Origin of the sequence: Bacillus mycoides, from assembly GCF_018742245.1 — a bacterium.
Taxonomy (GTDB): domain Bacteria; phylum Bacillota; class Bacilli; order Bacillales; family Bacillaceae_G; genus Bacillus_A; species Bacillus_A cereus_U.
This window is the reverse complement of sequence record NZ_CP036132.1, coordinates 4,992,361-5,010,918: the sequence shown is the minus strand read 5'-3', so window position 1 is coordinate 5,010,918 and position 18,558 is coordinate 4,992,361. Positions and strand designations below refer to the sequence as shown.

The window sequence follows — 18,558 nt, the reverse complement described above, 5'->3', positions numbered from 1 at the left end:
TTATATACAAAAAGAAACTTTACACTACGAGAATAGTGCAAAGTTCAAAATATAGTCACAAAAGCAATGTAATTTAAATAAAAACCTATTTGAAGTATTTGACTTCAAATAGGTTTTATGAATGAAAATATTAAACAAGCGCTTCGCTTTTTAGTACAAATTTCTCTACAACTTTAGCAACACCATCGTTCATATTTGTATCTGTCACATAGTTTGCGATTTCTTTAATATCATCTGGTGCATTGCCCATCGCAACGCCAAGACCGGCAAATTCAATCATCGCTTGATCGTTATAGCTATCGCCCATTGCGATAACTTCTTCGCGTTTAATACCAAGTTTTTGGATTAATTGGTTTAAGCTCGTTCCTTTTGTAACACCATATTCAGTAAATTCTAAGAAGAATGGTTTAGAGCGCATAACGCTTAATTGGCCTTCTAGTTGTTTTTGTAGTTTTGTTTCTACCACTTGTAAGTGTTCTGGCTTTTCTACCATTAGAACTTTTACAACTGGTTGTTGTACAGCATCTTTAAGGTTATTTACCTCTACGATTGGCATACCAGTAATTTGACCTTCAATTTCGGTATAAGAGTTATTTTCTTCAGTTATAATATCGTCACCAATGTATGTATGAATCCATACATTTTCTTCTTTACTAATATCATATAAACTGTGAACGATTTCAGGAGATAATGTACTGCTGAATAATTCTTCATCCGTTGTGCAGTTAATGATTTTTGCACCGTTAAATGAAAGAATAAAGCTTCCATATTCCGCTAAATGTAATTCCTTTGCAATCGCACGCATTGCGAATGTTGGGCGCCCAGAAGCAAGTACAACTTTAACTCCTTGCTCTTGTGCTGTCATTAAAGCCTCTTTCGTACGAGGTGAAATGGTATGGTCATCGCGTAATAAAGTATCATCTAAATCTAAAACAATCATTTTATAAGTCATATAGAAAATTCCTTTCTTTGTTGGAATAGAAATAAATTTTTATGAAAATATTGGGGAATATATAGTAAGACATCGAACCTCTTTACATGAAATTAGGAGAAGTTCTGCATTGTTAGTATAAATTATCATGAGCGTGTTGCCCATGACAATCTATCCCGCTATTTGCGGGCAGTAAGACTCCCACCTCAAAATTCAGCTGAAGTAAAGAAGTTAGGTGGGAGTCGGGCTGCCCGTAAATGCCCGATTGGTGTGGGCTAATAATCAGTGGGGGGTGAACAAAACCCCCACTGATTAAAGTTTCACTTTATCATTATCGTAACAACTCTAAAGGTAGAGTGCAATAATGGAAGTTTTCCAATTTACGATAGTTGTTTTTCGTGCGAACGAGAAAATAGTATTTCGAGCAAAATAGCCATTACAGATCCAAGAATGAGACCGTTACTTAAAAATGATGCTAAAAATGGCGGCAGCGTAGAAAATGCTCCAGCTGGAACGAACATAACTCCGATTCCCGTAAAGATTGAAAGACCTGCTACTTTAAATAATTGTTCTTTATTTTGTACAGTGTCATATTCGCGGAAAGCGAGACCAATCATGCTTGCAAATACAGGATAAATTGCGGCATACCCAACTGCAACGGGGATTGCTGCAAAGAATGAAGTAATCTTTGGGAATATACTAACAAGAATGATAAAGCTTGACCCTAACATAAATGGAAGGCGCTTATAAATATTTGTCGTTGCAATAAATCCTGCGGATCCAGAAATGGCAACAGGACCAATGGCTGAAAATAGACCGCCTAGCAATTGATTTATTCCTGTTATAATGCCAGCTTGTTTGAAGCGATTCTCCGCAGCATCTTCTTCATACTTAGAAACAACCTTTTGTACAACGCGAATACTTGCTAACATATTTGTTAGAAGTAATAGTGTGACGAAAACTACCGTAATTGCCATGTTCCATTCAATGCGGGGCATTCCGAAAACAAATAGAGATGGAAGACGAATTATATCTGTCACAGGTGTTACTGGATTAGATAACCCGAAGCACGCGAATAATATCCAGCCGCAGACGATACTGAAAAGAACGGAATATTGTCCAATAATAGGTAGCTTCATAATGAAAAAAGATAGTAAAATAACAATGAGTGAAAGAATAAATACCTTTGGCTGTACTTCTGTATGTTGTCCATCAAGGCCAAACATGCCTTTTAAGAAGGAGCCACTAAGTTGTGCGACAAGAAGGAATAAATACGTTCCAATTACTGTAGGTGTAAAGTAGCGAACTAGTTTATCGATAAGTCCAAAAACACTAAGAATAATACAAATAATGCCGCTTAGTAGGAAAGCGTACTGAAGGACCTTAAGTGTTTCATTGCTTGATCCAAATAATACGACGCCCAAACTTGCATATAGGGAGAAAATTCCCCACCAAAGGCCTGCGGGACCTTCTTGAATAGGAAGTTTGTGACCGAATATAGCTTGCAGTAGGCCGGCAAAACCGAGAACAAATAATGTCCTTTGTACAAACGCGATAGCTTCAGTACCATCAAGGCCGTAACTAGTTGCGACACTAATTGGTACAATAAGACTTCCAGCTAAAATAAATAGTGCCCATTGTAAGGCAGAAAGAAATAGCTTCATTATATCAACCTCTTTCATAGATTCCGTTTCTAGTATATAGGTATTTCATTTCCTTTGGCAAAGATTGTAGATAGAGAAAAGAGTTGAAATATAATATGAATGCACGTAAGCAATTATGGATAGCAGTTATATGTATGGCCTTTGTTGTAATTCTGGGGACGCTAGGATTTATGACAATTGAAGAAATTAGTTTGTTTCAAGCATTTTGGATGACGATGATTACTGTATTAACGGTTGGATATGGTGATGTAGTGCCCGTAACACAGGCAGGGAAATTTTTTGCGCTCCTTATTATACCTGTCGGCGTCGGTATCGTTACGTATGCAATGGGGGTAGTAGCAGCTATGATCATTGAGGGTAACTTATTTCATGCAGTGCGGAGGAAGAAGATGGATAAACAAATAGCGCAGTTACAAAAGCATATTATAGTATGTGGTTGTGGAAGAGTAGGGCTTCAAGTTGTACATGAATTACAGGAAAAGAAAATCCCATTTGTAGTTGTGGATAAAGATGAAAGTATATTCGAACAGGAAAAGCTTTTATATGTCCATGGGGATGCAACTGAAGATCAAGTGTTACATAATGCCGGAATTTCGAAGGCAGCGGGCCTAGTTGCTATCGTAGCCAACGATGCTGAAAATGTATTTATTACATTAACGGCAAGAGGGCTTAATGGTGCAATTAAAATTGTAGCAAGAGCTGAAAAGCCAGAAACAGAAGAGAAATTACGGCGCGCTGGTGCAAATAAGGTTATTAATCCATCTAGTATGGCAGGTATTCATATCGCAAAAGGTATTGCGAATCCGTTAACAGTTCATTATATTGATACAGTATTGTATGGAATAGAACAATCATTTGTAATTGAAGAAATTCAAGTTGGTAAAGATTCTATCTTAGCTAGTAAATCGTTATTAGAGAGTAATGTGAGGAATCAATTTGATGTAACAATTTTAGCAATTTTAAGGGATGGGGATATTATCCATAATCCAACGGGGCAGGAAAAACTGCAAGAACATGATATGATAATAGTATTTGGTTCAGTGGAGAAACTGGGGCAATTTGAGAAAGAACTACAAAGTAAGAGGTGACAAGGAATGCAAGTATCTAGTGATAAGATTTTAAATAAAATGGCGAATGAAATTGCAAAGGCAAAAAGTAGTGAAGGACAACAATCAAAAGAACACTTATTAGTTGTACGTGCTTTATGTGATTTATTATTGGATGAACAAGTGGAGCCTTCTACGTATAGAGAACCACAAGTTCAAACACAAGTAATCGGGTCTCAGCCTATGACGACAGTTCAACCAGTTATGCCGGTTTCTGGGGAAAAAGTATATATAAAAGAAAAGGATGCAAACGGTAAATCTTTATTTGACTTTTAAAAGTAAAATCGTTTGGCTTATATGTAAAAATTGCTTATGATAAAGGTAAAAAAGGGGAATTAAGATGAAAATTTTCTTTTTACTAGGTTGTATTGCAGCGGGACTATCTGTTGCATTAGGGGCTTTTGGAGCACATGGTTTAGAAAATAAAATTTCTGCAAAAATGTTAGAAGTGTGGAAGACGGGCGTTACATATCAAATGTTTCATGCAGGTGGCTTATTCGTAGTTGCTCTATTAATGGACAAAATGCAATCATCACTTTTAAGCACTGCGGGTTGGCTTATGGTAGCTGGGATTATTATGTTCTCAGGCAGTCTTTATGCATTAAGTACAACAGGTATTAAATTCTTTGGCCCAATTACACCTCTTGGTGGTGTAGCGTTTATTGTGGCGTGGATTTTAGTCGGAACTGCAGTTGTAAAAGGGTTATAAAAAACAAAAGCTGGCATTTGCCAGCTTTTTTTTATGGTCTTGGAGCATAAGTTGCTTGTTGACTAGGTAAATACGTAATTTCCCCTGGGAATTCTACATAATCTAAGTAAATCATTAGTAGTAAATAGCGCTTTCCAGATTTCGGTTCACTAATTACGATATGATCACGACCAGCTGCCTCGATGATCCCAGTATAAGATTGTGTACCAAGCGAACTACCACGTTCATAAGTCATTACAACTGTAGCTGGTTTACCTTTGTTTAAACGAAGGATGTTTTCAATATACGATTGCTCTAGTGGTAACATTCCTTGAGAAACTGCAAGTTGAGCCTGAGTGGCTTGTTGTTGCATCGCTTGCTGTTGTTGTTGCTGTTGCTGTTGTTGTGGGGTCATTTGTTGCGGTTGTACATAAGTTCCAGATGGTTGATAAAAACCTGTTCCGTAGTACGGGTTTTGTTGCTGTGCCATTCAAAAATCCCTCCCCATTTTCATTCCTTAATATACGCCTGGACAATCTCCACCAGATGGTTGGAAGAAGCAGTGCTTTTTAAAGCGACCAGAATTTTGTTGGTCATACCAAGTCGGTGGGCAAGGGCCTTCAGGTCTAAAGAACCATAAGGCAAAGTTGGCGGGCCAAAAACGTTGTCCCTGAATAGTCCGTCTTGCCAATGCGATATCTTGTTCTCTCGCTCGTTGATAAAAATACCCTTTTTGAGTTGCCTCAAAACCACCAGGATTTTGATAAACCATTTGACGTAAATTACGTATTTTTTTAAAATCTAAACAATTTCCGCGGACACGATTTACCCCAACGTTTCCGACCATTAGCATCCCTTGTTGGCCTTCTCCTTCGGCTTCGGCACGCATCAGTCTAGCTAATAACTTAACATCTTCTTCGTTATACGCGATAACACCCATTATGTGTCACCTCTCTTTTTGGAATGCCTTGTAGAAAGAGGTTCATTTCTAGATGAAGTGTGGAACAATTACTAGTTCATACGTATGAGAAAAAGGACGCAGATATGACAACCAAACGAAGTTTTACATCTAGGGGGGAAAATAAAAAAAGCTAGCATGAGCTAGCTTTTCATCATTAAAATACTTTAGACCATAAGTTTGAGAAGAAATCGCCAATTGAACGCATTGTTAATACGAACCAATTTGCTTTTTCTACTTCTTCAGTCGTTTTTACAGTAACTTTCATACTTTTATTTCCGTCTAAGAAACCGTATTTATCAGTTGATTCTAAAACGATTGAACCTACTTTTGCATCTTTCTTAATAGGGGCAATTAAATGCCCATCTTCAGCAAGTGATTTATCGGCTTCAGCTGAAATTTTGTAAGGTGCTTTGTTACCTTTTGCAGTAACTACTGTTACTTCTTTTTCTGGTGCAACTGTTACGTAGTCTTCTTTTCCTTTTACTACAGAAATTTTGTTATTTTTATCTACTTTTAATTTCTGTTTTTCGAAGTTATTAAACCCATATTCAATTAATGCGCGAGATTCTGTGAAACGTTCGTCCATTGATTTTGTTTTAATAATAACAGAAATAAGACGTAAATCACCGCGTTTTGCTGTAATAGTGAATCCGTATCCAGCGGTATCAGAACTTCCTGTTTTTAAACCATCAGCTCCTTCATAAGAGAAAGCAGCACCTGGTAACATCCAGTTCCAATTTTCCATACGAATTGGTTTCGGATGATTATCTGGGAAGTTTCTAAATCTTTGTTTTGTATCCTCTAGCATTTCTGGATACTTTGTAATAATTGTTTTTGAAAGAATACCCATATCGCGAGCTGACATGGAGTTTTCTCCATTCGGATCAGTTCCTTCAGGGTGTTTTCCTTTTAAATCAGTGTTGTTTAACCCTGTAGCGTTTACAAATTTATATTTCTTTAACCCTAGTTTTTTCGCATGTTCATTTGCAAGATTTAAGAAGTTCTTTTCACTTCCTGCAAGTAATTCTGCTAAAGCAATACTAGATCCATTCGCAGAGAAGATAACGATAGAATGATATAATTCTCTTACAGTATATTGGCGTCCCTTTTCGAACGGTACGTTAGAGAATTCATTATTACGTGAAACTTCATAAGCGTAATCAGAAATGTTTACTTTCGTATCCCAAGTGATTTTTCCTTCTTTAATTGCTTCTAATACGGCATAAACAACAATTAATTTTGACATACTAGCGATAGCTAGTAGTTCATCTGGATTTTGTTCATGCAGTATTTTTCCTGTATCTGCATCAAATAGAAGTGCAGCAGCTGCCTCTATATGTATTTTTTCTTCCGCATGGGATGTTGTTACTCCTAAGGAAGAAAATGACAATAGAAACAATAGTGAAATAGACAAGATTTTCTTCATATACATTATCACCTTCGCATCGTTATTAGCATATAGCTCGTACCATTTTAGCATAAATTTGGATGTGAAGAGGTTACAATCTTACAAGAAATTTGAAAAGAATTTGTCGATTTTTGTTCAAATTTGCAGAGAAAAGAAGGTTTTTGCAGGTAAATGTAGAGGGTAATAAAAAAAGGAACGAATTTCGTTCCTTTTTTATATTATATGTCTAAAAATGTTGTTACTTTTTCGCTTGGTAAAATGTTTCCGACAAAGAATGTTCCAAATTCACCGTAGCGAGCACTTACTTCATCGAAGCGCATTTCATATATAAGTTTCTTAAATTGAAGAACATCATCAGCAAATAATGTTACGCCCCACTCAAAATCGTCAAATCCAACTGATCCTGAAATAACTTGGCGCACTTTACCTGCGTACTGGCGACCGATTTTGCTATGACTGTACATAAGTTTCTTACGTTCATCCATAGGAAGCATATACCAGTTATCATTACCTTGGCGACGCTTATCCATTGGATAGAAGCAAATGTGATTTGCTTTCGGTAACTCAGGATATAAGCGAGCTAAGACTTGTGGGTTTTGGTATGGGTCTTCATCAGCTGGAAGATAGTTGCTTAGTTCAACAACAGATACGTAAGAATATGCAGGAACTAAATATTCAGCTAATGTTGTTTTATTTAATTCTGTTTCGATTTCATTTAACTCTTCCATTGTTGGACGTAAGATCATAAGCATAATATCTGCTTTTTGACCAACAACTGTATACATTGCATGACTGCCTTTTTTTGCAGTAGCTACTTCGTTCCATTTTTCAACGACATTTAAAAATTCAGACACTGCTTGTCCGCGTTCGTCACTAGATAATGTTTTCCATGCTGCCCAATCAATAGAACGTAAATCATGTAAACAATACCAGCCATCTAACGTTGTTGTTGCTTCACTCATTCTATTCACCTCAGTTAATGATATTTTACACGTTAACTATAGCATATATAGGATTAAAAACATCTACATAAAGTTTCGGTGCATAAAACTGTCACATTTATATTTACTGGAAAACGGGAGAAAATAAGGTTTAAGTAGGCTTTATTTTCCGGCTGAATTTTATGAAAATATAATCATTTTCATTTTATCTATTTTTTGGGAGCTATAAGTTTAAAATATAGCTGAAAAGAAGTATTCTTAAAGGTAGAGTTTTTAACATTTGTAGGAGGGTTTATTCGTGAGCAATTTATTTACAGCAGTAAAAGAAAAAGTTCAAGGAAAAGGCATTTCTATCGTACTTCCTGAAGGAACTGATGAAAGAATTTTAGGCGCTGCAGAGCGTTTAGCAAAAGAAGAGTTAGTAAAACCGATTTTAGTTGGTAATAAAGAAGAAATTAGCGCAAAAGCTGCTAGCATGAACTTAACATTAGCAGGCGTTGATATTTACGATCCAGCTACATACGAAGAGATGGATGCAATGGTAGCATCTTTCGTTGAACGCCGTAAAGGTAAAGCAACGGAAGAAGACGCTCGTAAAATCCTTAAAGACGAAAACTACTTCGGTACAATGCTTGTATACATGGGCAAAGCACAAGGTTTAGTAAGTGGTGCAGCTCACTCTACAGCTGATACAGTTCGTCCAGCACTTCAAATTATTAAAACAAAACCAGGCGTTACAAAAACTTCAGGCGTATTCATCATGGTACGTGAAGAAGAGAAGTATGTATTCGCTGATTGCGCAATTAACATTGCACCAAACAGCCAAGATTTAGCTGAAATTGGTATCGAAAGTGCGAAAACTGCTGAACTATTCGGTATTGACCCACGCGTTGCTATGTTAAGCTTCTCTACAAAAGGTTCTGCGAAATCTCCAGAAACAGAAAAAGTTGTAGAAGCAACTCGCATTGCAAAAGAAATGGCTCCTGAATTAGCTTTAGATGGAGAATTCCAATTCGATGCTGCATTCGTACCATCTGTAGCTGAGAAGAAAGCTCCAGGTTCTACAATTAAAGGTGATGCTAACGTATTCGTATTCCCAAGCCTAGAAGCTGGTAATATCGGCTACAAAATCGCTCAACGCTTAGGTAACTTCGAAGCAGTAGGACCAATCTTACAAGGTTTAAACATGCCTGTAAATGATCTATCTCGTGGATGTAACGAGGAAGAAGTGTACAAGTTAGCTTTAATTACAGCAGCTCAAGCACTTTAATTCTATAATGAATTAATATGAAAAAAGACCACCCTATTTCTCTTGAAATGAGGGTGGTCTTTTTTATTTTTCTAAACCAAGTGCCTTATTATTACGGTCAATAATACGTTGTAAATTCGTCTCATATAAAGGAATTTCATCTATTGTTAATTGAGATGGTGTTAACTTTGGAGCGAATTGTTGCAACGTTTTTAAAAGGCGCATCATTAAATCTTGCACTGTAATTGTTTCGCCAAGTAATTCAGATAGTGAAGCCATCGTACTCGGCACAATTTCAGGATACGTAAATCGTGTTTCTTCGCCTTGAATTGCTACGTTGTAAAAGTCACGAACGAGTGCGGCACGCTCAGATCCGCTTCCTGTCGCACATAAGTAAATTTGTACAGCAACGCCTCCGCGAATACGACGCTGAGAAATACCAGCAAATTTTTGATCGCGAATGCTCAAATCATAGCTACCAGGACAATAAGAACCAACAATTTCTTTTGCCTCGATAGTAACATCGTAATCTTTTAACATTTCCTTAATTAAATGCCACATCGTATCGTATCCAAGGTCGATGTCGATACCTTTTTCTGTTTCTTGGAATAAAAGTGATACGTTTAAAACACCTTCATCAAGTACGACCGCAAGTCCACCGGAATTACGAACGATAACATTAAAGTCGTTTTCTTTTAAAAAGGAAATACCTTCTTCTAAATGTGGTAGGCGTGAATCTTGAATGCCAAGAACAATTGTATTGTGATGAACCCAAGAGCGCATTGTTGCAACGGATAGACCATCTCCAATACTTGTGCATAACGTGTCATCCATTGCGAATGACTGCAGTGCATGGAATGTTGGTCCTAAACTAGACTGGTCCACAATACGCCACTCTGGCTGAGATAAAATCGAACGGGAATTGCTCATATAACTAACCCCTTATTTATAAAATGACAACCTCTATTATAGCAAAAAATGAAGAAAGGGGTTTTCTCGGATATAAAGGGGATTTTGAAGTGAAAGAATAAAAAGGATGCATTGCATGCATCCTTTTTATTCTGCAATTTTTTCTAAGTTACCGTTTCGATCCATGCGGAAAGATGTTTGTGAGCGTTCCTCATCATCCATTACTGCTAATTTACGAGCACGGTTCATAATATTCATAAGTGTTTCGTAATCCTCTTGTACAGTATGAGATTGCTGTTCTAATTTTTCTAGTTTCTTTTCTAGTTCTTCATTTCGCAAGATCTGCGCTTTAATTTCTTGCTTCAATCTCGTATTCTCGTTTTCAAGAGCTGTTACTTTTATATTTGAAGATCCAACTGTTTGTAAAAAGTAAATAACATCTTGCATTGTTATTGAGTTTTTTGAAGCAGGAACAGTCGGTTCTTGATATGGAATAGCTTCTGTATATTGAACAGCTGTTTCATACGGTACGTGTTCTTCATAATCAGTTATCGCCGCTGAAGCTGGTGGTGTATAAAGCAAACGTTTTTTTGCCTGTTCACCGCCCGCAGCACGCATTTTATCTTTACGATGTTTTTTTGCTAGTTGAAGAGCTTGTTCATAGCTATAGCGAACAACAGCATTCCAGCGGAAACCACAAGCAGCAGATGTACGATTTAACTGATCTCCTACTTCTTCAAATGCATTTAACTGAGTACTTCCTTCTCGAACATGGCGAAGCACCGTTTCAGCAAGTAATAAATCGTCCTCGTCTGTCCAAGCATCTTGTCTTACTTTCATAGATTCAACTCCCTTTCTTTTTATGAACTTCCTATTTTTATAATGGGCAAAAAAGTGAGCTTTTATACAAAGCTTTTAAAAATATGGTAGATTTCAATGAAGAGAAGAAATATGGCTATGAATGATGGAAGCTTTTGAAGGGGAAAATATAAATAATAGGTAGCCTTATATAGGAATAGAGCTACGCCCGGAGACTTGCAACAAGCTTCAAAGAGCGGTAAAATACCATTTAGTGTTTATTTTTAAATGTACTTGTGAAAAGTGTAAAATAGAGGAAGTGTTATATATAATGGGAAACGAATTTCGTGTGTGTGATGATTGTCAGGCAACGAACGTTAAAACGTTGATTCCGAAGTTAAAAAAAGTAGATTCATGTGCAACGATTGAGGTTGCATGTCAGTCTTACTGTGGCCCTGGTCGTAAAAAATCATTCGCGTTTGTAAATAATCGTCCAGTTGCGGCTCCAACAGAAGACGAATTAATTGTAAAAATTGAAGCAAAGTTAAATAAGTAAGAAAAAGAAGAGTGAACAGATTACTCTTCTTTTTTTATGTCCATAAGATAGCGCTTTGTATGAATTCGTATTTCAAAATAATGGTTGACAGTCTTTTGACGTGGTAGGTAGAATAGAAAGTATCTGATTCTGAGAATCATTATCATGAGAGTATCAATTCACCTAATTTTTTTATTATTATTTGAGAATAAATTTCATTTTATTAAATATATGTTGTTGGTTAGGATGGTTGAGGGATGGAAGCGAGCGCAAGGAGTATAGAACAGCAAGATGTGAATGTTAAAGAGATTAAGAGCAGACCGCTCGTTGCTTCTATTATTTTAATAGCAGGCACAATTTTGTTAGCTTTAAGCATGGCAGTTTCTATTTCGTTTGGTGCAGCAGATATTAGTTTAAAGACCGTTTGGCAAGCTGTATTTCAGTTTGATGGGTCTATAACGCATCATAACGTAATTCAAGAACTTCGTATGCCTAGAGCAATAGGGGGCGTAGTTGCAGGTGCCTTTTTAGCGGTATCAGGAGCAATTATGCAAGGTATGACACGAAATCCACTTGCATCCCCATCGTTAATGGGGATTACAGATGGTGCAGTATTCGGGATTGCAATTATGTATGCATTCTTCCCTAATTCACCTTATTTAATGTTCGTTATCGCATCTTTTATTGGAGCTGCGTTTGGAGCGAGCATTGTATATGGTATTGGGTCTTCTTCACCAGGTGGATTAACGCCTGTGAAATTAGCTTTAGCTGGTGCAGCAATTAGTGCTTTATTAGGGGCAATTTCATCTGGAATTGCATTGTATTTCAACCTTGCCCAAGAGGTAAGTATGTGGAATGCAGGCGGTGTTGCCGGAGTGAAATGGCAAAGTATTAATATGTTAGTACCGATTGGTCTTGTTTGTCTCGTTATAGCAATTATGATGTCGAGATATATCACAATTTTAAGCTTTGGTGAAGAAATTGCGATTGGACTTGGTCAAAATACGACATTAATTAAATTTATCGGAACAGTACTTGTTCTTGTATTAACAGGTTCTGCGGTTTCTATGGCAGGATCGGTTGGATTCGTTGGACTTGTAATTCCGCATATGACTCGTTTCCTTGTAGGCTCAGACTATAGATGGGTTATTCCATGTTCTGCAGTCTTAGGTGGATTGTTAATTGAATGTGCAGATATGTTATCTCGCGTTATTAATCCACCATTTGAAACGCCAATTGGAGCAATTACAGCGCTAATTGGGGTGCCATTCTTCCTCTACTTAGCACGTAACGAAGGGAGAGGAAAAATGTGAGGACGAGCGTCTTAACAAAAAAGAACGTTTCTATTTTAACGATTTTAGTAGGATTAATCGTTGCTATATTTTTAATAAGTTTAAATACAGGAACATTTAAAATACCTCCAATAGATGTATTAAAGTCATTGGTTGGATTAGGTGCAGAAGATCAATCTGTTATTTTATTTGAATTTCGTATGCCACGTATGGTTATAGCTATATTAGTTGGTTCTGCGTTAGCTATGTCAGGTGCAATTTTGCAAGGGTTATCACGAAACCCACTTGCTGATCCAGGTATTATAGGTATTAACGCCGGAGCGGGATTAACAGTTGTTGTATTCGTCTACTTTTTCTTTGGGAAAGTTGGAACTGGTACATTTTTATCTGTATTTATCCTTCCATTCTTCGCACTAGTGGGAGCGATATTAGCGGCGATTATTATTTATTTACTAGCATGGAAAGACGGTGTTTCATCCACTCGATTGATTCTTGTTGGTATCGCTGTTGCAGCCGGATTTGGTGCTGTTAGTTTAATTTTTTCTATGAAGATGACATCTAATGATTTCCGCTTTGCAACAATTTGGTTGGCAGGAAGTTTATGGGGAACAGATTGGAAGTTCGTATTAAGTGTACTCCCATGGATGGTTATTTTCTTACCACTTGCCATTAGTAAAGCGCACATATTAAATGTAATGAATTTAGGCGACTCTACAGCAGTTGGCCTTGGTGTAAACGTAGAAAAAGAAAGACGTAAATTATTATTTATTGCAGTTTGTTTAGCTGGTGCATCTGTTGCTGTTGCGGGCGGAATCGGTTTTATCGGTTTAATGGCTCCGCATTTAGCGAGAAGCCTCGTTGGTGGTAAACATCAAATTATGTTACCAACGGCTGCATTAATAGGAACGTTCTTGCTTTTATTTGCAGATGTAATCTCAAGAAGTGTGTTACCAACTTCAGAAATACCGGTCGGTCTTGTTATTTCTGTAATTGGCGCACCATATTTCATATATTTACTTATGAGGACAAAATAAAGGGAGGCTTTTTGTATGGCAACTTTAGCAGTTGATGCGGTATCTGTTGGCTATAATGAAGGGTTAATTATAGATGGATTAACAGTTGAAATTCCGGAAGGGCAAATTACAACGATTATTGGACCAAATGGTTGTGGGAAATCTACATTATTAAAAACGGCTTCTCGTATTTTGAAAGCAAAACGAGGTACTGTTTATCTTGATGGAAAAGCAATTGAGAAACAGCCAACGAAAGAAATCGCAAAGAAAATGGCGATTTTACCACAAACTGCAGAAGTGCCAACAGGCCTTACTGTGTTTGAACTTGTTTCATATGGACGTTTTCCTCATCAAAAAGGATTTGGAACATTGAAAGAAGAGGATTATCGCTACATTCATTGGGCACTTGAAGTGACGGGGATGACAGAATTCGCAAATCGTCCAGCAGAAGCTTTATCAGGTGGTCAGCGTCAACGTGTATGGATTGCGATGGCTCTTGCACAAGGAACAGATTTACTCGTGTTAGATGAACCAACAACATACTTAGATATGGCTCATCAACTTGAAGTATTAAACTTACTGAAGAAGTTAAACAAAGAAGAAGGAAGAACGATTGTTATGGTTATTCATGATTTAAATCATGCTTCTCGTTTCTCTGATCATATGATTGCATTAAAAGCTGGGAAGTTAATGAAACAAGGAACGCCAGATGAGGTTATGACAAGTGAAACGCTTCGAAATGTATTTGAGATTGAAGCTCAAATCGTTCCATGTCCAGTAAACTGTAAACCAATTTGTTTAACATACGATTTAGCGATGATTAATAATCAATTGCGTAAAAAAGCATAATTAATAGAATGTCCCCCTCTTAAAGAGGTGAGAGGGGGAGTTCTAATGGACGTTGAACTTCTTACCCATGGATGGGAAGTTGAACGCCCGTTAGAACGGGCTATAAACAACAATTAATAAAAATATATTAATTAAATGTTGTTTTCGTTTCTTATAGTTACATGCAAATTATAAGAGAAATACAGCTAGAAGGAGTGGGAATATGAAGAATTTTAAAATGGCACTATTAACAATGGTACTAGTTGTTACTTCTGTACTATTTGCAGCTTGTTCTAACAAAGAAGAAGAAAAGAAAGCAGATGCGAAGGTTGAAGAGCGCACTGTACAACACGCAAAAGGGGAAATTAAAATCCCTGCAAATCCAAAGAAAATTGCTGACCTTAGTGGTTCAACAGAAGAATTATTAATTTTCGGCATGAAACCGATTATTACTGCAAATACAACACAAGAAAAAATTGATGGACATATTGCAAAGAAATTAGAAGGTGTGAAACCAGTAGGTTCTGCTTGGGGCGATAAAATTAATATCGAGGCAGTAGCTGCTGCAAAACCAGACTTAATTCTTGTAAACAATCGTCAAGAAAAGATTTATGATCAATTATCTAAAATTGCACCAACAGTTATGTTAAAAACTCCATTAGACCAATGGCGTCCAAAATTCGAAGAAGTAGGTCAAATCTTCGGTAAAGAGAAAGAAACAAAAGAATGGTTCAAACAGTATGATGAAAAAGCAAGCAAATTACATGACAAAATCATCGCTAAAACTGGTGATGCAACATTCATGAAAATGGCTGCATATCCAAATGCTTTCCGCGTATACGGTGACTACGGTTACGGTAGCGTAATCTTTAATGACTTAAAATTACCAGCAGTTAAAGGTACACCAACTGATAAACCGCTAGTACAAGTACAAAAAGAAGCTTTAATCGATTACAACCCAGATTACTTATTCGTATTTACAACTGGTGACGGTTCTCAGCGTCTAAAAGAATTCCAAGAAGAATCAATTTGGAAAAACATGAACGCTGTTAAAAATAATCACGTATTCACAATTAGCAATGAAGACCTAAACAAAGGATACTTCCCACTAGGTAAAGAAATGATCCTAGACGAAGTTGCTGAATTTGTTTTAGGAAAATAATATATAAAGAAAAATCACTTTTACGTCGGTAAAAGTGATTTTTCTTTATATAACAGGAATTAATATAGTCTTTCATTTCTTTCTGTTTCCTATATCGTTTATAATATATAGTAAGAATGCAGTAAAGAAAGGGGGATGTCGGAAAGTGGTATATTTAAACGACAAACTCAGCGAAACAAAAGTGTTTAAAGACCCAGTACATAAATATGTGCACGTGCGTGATCGCGTTATTTGGGATTTAATCGGAACGAAAGAATTTCAACGCTTGCGCCGTATTAAGCAGCTTGGAACGACATTTTTTACATTTCACGGTGCAGAGCATAGTCGCTTTACTCATTCGTTAGGTGTATATGAAATTATTCGTCGTATGATTGATGATGTGTTTGATGGCAGACCAAATTGGAATGCTGAAGATAGATTGTTATGTTTATGTGCTTCATTACTTCATGATGTTGGTCACGGCCCATTTTCTCATTCGTTTGAAAAAGTATTTTCGTTAGATCATGAGAAATTTACGCAAAAGATTATCGTTGGTGATACGGAAATTAATCGTGTATTAAGCCGTGTGGATAAAGATTTCCCTCAAAAGGTAGCAGATGTAATTGCGAAAACATCTACTAATAAATTAGCGATTAGTATGATTTCAAGCCAAATTGATGCTGATCGTATGGATTATTTATTAAGAGATGCATATTTTACTGGTGTAAAGTATGGGAACTTTGATATGGAACGTATACTGCGTGTCATGCGCCCGTATGGTAATCAAGTTGTCATTAAAAATAGTGGTATGCATGCTGTAGAACATTATATTATGAGTCGTTATCAAATGTATTGGCAAGTATATTTCCATCCAGTAACACGTAGTGCAGAAGTAATTTTAACGAAGATTTTACACCGAGCTAAATCACTGCATGAGAAGTATTATGCGTTTAAATATCATCCTGTTCATTTCTATTCTTTATTTGAAGAAGAAGTAACAGTAGAGGACTATTTAAAGCTAGACGAGAACGTAATGTATTATTACTTCCAAGTATGGCAAGACGAAGAAGATCCAATTTTAAGTGACTTATGTCGCCGTTTTATGAATCGAAATCTATTTAAATATGTAGAGTTTACAGATAAACACGGTTTAGATAATTGGATGGAATTAAGTAGCTTATTTAAAAAGATTGGACTAGATCCAGAGTATTATTTAGTTGTTGATTCAACATCGGATTTACCGTATGACTTTTACCGCGCAGGAGAAGAAGAAGAGCGTCTGCCAATTTTACTTCTTATGCCGAACGGGGAACTTAGAGAGCTTTCGCGTGAATCGGATATTGTTGAGGCGATTACAGGTAAGAAGCGAACGGATCAAAAGCTATTCTATCCACATGATTTAATCTATGAAGATGGAAGAAAAGGAAAATATAAAGAGAGAATTATCGAGTTGTTAGAAGGAAAGAAATAAGAAGCAGCTAAGAGCTGCTTCTTATGAAAAAACTTGAAATTATTTGTCGCTTAAGCGTTTTCCGCCAACTGCATAATGGTTTTTAGACATTTCTTCGATGAAAACAACGATGTTTTCTTCAGGAGCACCAGTTGTTTCGCTTACTGCTGCTGTTACTTTCTCAGCAAGAGCTTTCTTTTGTTCTTCTGTGCGTCCTTCTAGCATTTTCACTGTTACGTATGGCATGTACAATCGCTCCTTTTATGTAAGTTACACTCTTATTATAGCGGATTATGAGGAAGAACAATCGGAAAAACAAATAATTTCTTTTTTGGACATATTGAAGAGGAGATGAACTATGGATCAGTTATTTAGATATCCGTTGCACCAAATTCCATTGGTAGCAATGGCGATTATTATTGCGCTATCTGTGCATGAATTTGCACATGCGTATGTTGCATATAAATTTGGAGACGATACAGCAAAGAAACAAGGACGGTTAACGTTATCACCGATGGCTCATTTAGATCCTATCGGGATGATTGCTGTATTAATTCTTGGATTCGGTTGGGCAAGACCAGTGCCTGTTAACCCGTATAACTTTAAAAGACCGCGTCTTGCGGGAATATTAGTTTCTATTGCGGGACCGATAAGTAATCTTATTTTAAGTGCAATTGGTTTAATTATTTGGTATAGCTTAATAACGTTTGGTGTGTTAGATGCGGTTCCACCTGCAGTAGCAGATACGTTAAGTCAGTTCTTCCAAATTTTCATTGGGCTTAATATTGTTTTACTTGTATTTAACTTATTACCGATTCCACCACTTGATGGGTATCGCGTTGTGGAAGATTTAGCACCAGCAAATATTCGTGCGAAAATGACACAGTATGAAAAGTATGGATCAATTGCGTTATTAATTCTTGTTATTACACCGCTTAGCAATTACACAATTCAGCCTATTTTCAATGTAGTTATTCCGTATGTATTAGTATTTTTACAAAGTATCATTGCGCCTATTTTCGGGCTCCTATAATTATTAAGTGAGGAGGAATTTACATATGACAGAGAAAAAGAAAAAAATCGGTTTTAATATCGTGAAGAATGACTCCACAGATGGACATGGTGGATTTGGTGTTGGGGCATTAAGCCTAGAAAATATTTCTCCTGTATTTGTTGATGTATTAGAGAAAACTGCGTTCGTTGATATCGGTGCGATGCATGCACGTAGTACAGTAGAAAAAGGAATTAAGTTTTTAACAAATAAAGATGAAGTTCCAAACGGAAAACCATTTTGGCTCGTTTGGGTAACGATTGAAAGAACACCAAACGGTGCATATTACGCAGGTGTAACTGCTTGTGAAATGACAGTTGATCGTGAAATTCGACGCGGATATAAATCACTTCCAGAGCATGTAAACAAAATGGATAAATCACTAAAGCGTCACATCATGATTGATCATATGGATGAATCATCTAAAAAAGTACTTGGTACATTCTTAAAAGAGCATAATGAAGCAATTTGGAATGAATCTAGTGAAGAATTGCGACGTGCATTATTAGGTGAATAAAAGAAAAGGATGTCTCATTAGTCGATTTTTGACTAGTGAGGCATCCTTTTTATTTTGTGAATAGGACTATGGGATA

At 36.7% G+C, this 18,558-nt stretch carries 21 protein-coding genes; 12 read left to right on the top strand and 9 right to left on the bottom strand.

The genetic code is table 11. The annotated features are described in order from the left end of the window. Positions 1 to 130: 130 nt before the first annotated feature. Both EXW56_RS25760 and EXW56_RS25755 read right to left on the bottom strand, forming a co-directional pair. Positions 131 to 952, bottom strand: a complete 822-nt coding sequence (locus EXW56_RS25760; RefSeq protein WP_215597107.1) for a Cof-type HAD-IIB family hydrolase — start codon at positions 950 to 952, stop codon at positions 131 to 133. A gap of 359 nt (positions 953 to 1,311) precedes the next feature. Then, a complete protein-coding gene (locus EXW56_RS25755) occupies positions 1,312 to 2,595 on the bottom strand; it encodes a purine/pyrimidine permease (RefSeq protein ID WP_215597106.1) in 1,284 nt (427 codons plus the stop codon). A 95-nt stretch (positions 2,596 to 2,690) separates the two neighbouring features. On the opposite strand from EXW56_RS25755, the gene EXW56_RS25750 reads away from it, so the two are divergent. From EXW56_RS25750 to EXW56_RS25740, 3 genes are all read left to right on the top strand, one after another. Then, on the top strand, positions 2,691 to 3,683 hold the full coding sequence (locus EXW56_RS25750; RefSeq protein WP_215597105.1) for a potassium channel family protein: 993 nt from the start codon (positions 2,691 to 2,693) through the stop codon (positions 3,681 to 3,683). Positions 3,684 to 3,689: 6 nt separating this feature from the next. After that, positions 3,690 to 3,977 carry a YwdI family protein gene (locus tag EXW56_RS25745; protein WP_002089830.1) on the top strand — a complete coding sequence of 96 codons (288 nt, stop codon included), beginning with the start codon at positions 3,690 to 3,692 and terminating at the stop codon, positions 3,975 to 3,977. Between the two features lie 64 nt (positions 3,978 to 4,041). Beyond that, complete coding sequence (locus EXW56_RS25740) at positions 4,042 to 4,410, top strand: DUF423 domain-containing protein (protein WP_002016371.1); 369 nt, start codon at positions 4,042 to 4,044, stop codon at positions 4,408 to 4,410. A 31-nt stretch (positions 4,411 to 4,441) separates the two neighbouring features. Here the strand turns inward: EXW56_RS25740 and gerQ are convergent, their stop codons facing one another. The 4 genes from gerQ to hemQ all read right to left on the bottom strand — a co-directional run bounded on the left by gerQ (position 4,442) and on the right by hemQ (position 7,720). After that, positions 4,442 to 4,879: a spore coat protein GerQ gene (gerQ, locus tag EXW56_RS25735; protein WP_071151665.1), complete on the bottom strand. Its 438-nt coding sequence runs from the start codon at positions 4,877 to 4,879 to the stop codon at positions 4,442 to 4,444. A gap of 27 nt (positions 4,880 to 4,906) precedes the next feature. Beyond that, complete coding sequence (gene cwlJ / locus EXW56_RS25730) at positions 4,907 to 5,329, bottom strand: cell wall hydrolase CwlJ (protein ID WP_000538158.1); 423 nt, start codon at positions 5,327 to 5,329, stop codon at positions 4,907 to 4,909. 175 nt (positions 5,330 to 5,504) lie between these two features. Continuing rightward, positions 5,505 to 6,782, bottom strand: coding sequence for a serine hydrolase (locus tag EXW56_RS25725; RefSeq protein ID WP_215597104.1), 1,278 nt, complete (start codon positions 6,780 to 6,782; stop codon positions 5,505 to 5,507). A 194-nt stretch (positions 6,783 to 6,976) separates the two neighbouring features. Continuing rightward, positions 6,977 to 7,720: a hydrogen peroxide-dependent heme synthase gene (hemQ, locus tag EXW56_RS25720; protein ID WP_215597103.1), complete on the bottom strand. Its 744-nt coding sequence runs from the start codon at positions 7,718 to 7,720 to the stop codon at positions 6,977 to 6,979. Between the two features lie 277 nt (positions 7,721 to 7,997). On the opposite strand from hemQ, the gene pta reads away from it, so the two are divergent. After that, positions 7,998 to 8,969 carry a phosphate acetyltransferase gene (gene pta, locus EXW56_RS25715; RefSeq protein WP_002113123.1) on the top strand — a complete coding sequence of 324 codons (972 nt, stop codon included), beginning with the start codon at positions 7,998 to 8,000 and terminating at the stop codon, positions 8,967 to 8,969. 63 nt (positions 8,970 to 9,032) lie between these two features. On the opposite strand, the gene EXW56_RS25710 is transcribed toward pta, so the two are convergent. Further along, positions 9,033 to 9,878 carry an octanoyl-[GcvH]:protein N-octanoyltransferase gene (locus EXW56_RS25710; protein WP_215597102.1) on the bottom strand — a complete coding sequence of 282 codons (846 nt, stop codon included), beginning with the start codon at positions 9,876 to 9,878 and terminating at the stop codon, positions 9,033 to 9,035. A gap of 126 nt (positions 9,879 to 10,004) precedes the next feature. Continuing rightward, on the bottom strand, positions 10,005 to 10,697 hold the full coding sequence (locus EXW56_RS25705; RefSeq protein ID WP_002113121.1) for an RsfA family transcriptional regulator: 693 nt from the start codon (positions 10,695 to 10,697) through the stop codon (positions 10,005 to 10,007). A gap of 289 nt (positions 10,698 to 10,986) precedes the next feature. On the opposite strand from EXW56_RS25705, the gene EXW56_RS25700 reads away from it, so the two are divergent. From EXW56_RS25700 to EXW56_RS25675, 6 genes are all read left to right on the top strand, one after another. Next, positions 10,987 to 11,211, top strand: coding sequence for a YuzB family protein (locus tag EXW56_RS25700; protein ID WP_000526075.1), 225 nt, complete (start codon positions 10,987 to 10,989; stop codon positions 11,209 to 11,211). A gap of 236 nt (positions 11,212 to 11,447) precedes the next feature. Next, entirely contained in the window at positions 11,448 to 12,503 is a 1,056-nt protein-coding gene (locus EXW56_RS25695) for a FecCD family ABC transporter permease (protein WP_002113119.1), read from the top strand. Then, positions 12,500 to 13,516, top strand: a complete 1,017-nt coding sequence (locus EXW56_RS25690; RefSeq protein WP_002159735.1) for a FecCD family ABC transporter permease — start codon at positions 12,500 to 12,502, stop codon at positions 13,514 to 13,516. The genes EXW56_RS25695 and EXW56_RS25690 overlap by 4 nt, the downstream gene beginning before the upstream one ends. A gap of 15 nt (positions 13,517 to 13,531) precedes the next feature. After that, entirely contained in the window at positions 13,532 to 14,344 is an 813-nt protein-coding gene (locus tag EXW56_RS25685; protein ID WP_000212073.1) for an ABC transporter ATP-binding protein, read from the top strand. Between the two features lie 202 nt (positions 14,345 to 14,546). Next, positions 14,547 to 15,485 (top strand): ABC transporter substrate-binding protein, encoded by a 939-nt coding sequence (locus tag EXW56_RS25680; protein WP_002198740.1) that lies wholly within the window; start codon positions 14,547 to 14,549, stop codon positions 15,483 to 15,485. Between the two features lie 145 nt (positions 15,486 to 15,630). Continuing rightward, a complete protein-coding gene (locus tag EXW56_RS25675; RefSeq protein WP_002113111.1) occupies positions 15,631 to 16,935 on the top strand; it encodes an HD domain-containing protein in 1,305 nt (434 codons plus the stop codon). Positions 16,936 to 16,974: 39 nt separating this feature from the next. On the opposite strand, the gene EXW56_RS25670 is transcribed toward EXW56_RS25675, so the two are convergent. Then, positions 16,975 to 17,160, bottom strand: coding sequence for a 2-hydroxymuconate tautomerase (locus EXW56_RS25670; RefSeq protein WP_001147171.1), 186 nt, complete (start codon positions 17,158 to 17,160; stop codon positions 16,975 to 16,977). Between the two features lie 112 nt (positions 17,161 to 17,272). Between EXW56_RS25670 and EXW56_RS25665 the strand changes: the two genes are divergently transcribed. Beyond that, on the top strand, positions 17,273 to 17,947 hold the full coding sequence (locus EXW56_RS25665; RefSeq protein WP_002113109.1) for a site-2 protease family protein: 675 nt from the start codon (positions 17,273 to 17,275) through the stop codon (positions 17,945 to 17,947). A 25-nt stretch (positions 17,948 to 17,972) separates the two neighbouring features. After that, a complete protein-coding gene (locus EXW56_RS25660) occupies positions 17,973 to 18,482 on the top strand; it encodes a YwhD family protein (RefSeq protein ID WP_002113108.1) in 510 nt (169 codons plus the stop codon). Positions 18,483 to 18,558 lie beyond the last annotated feature (76 nt).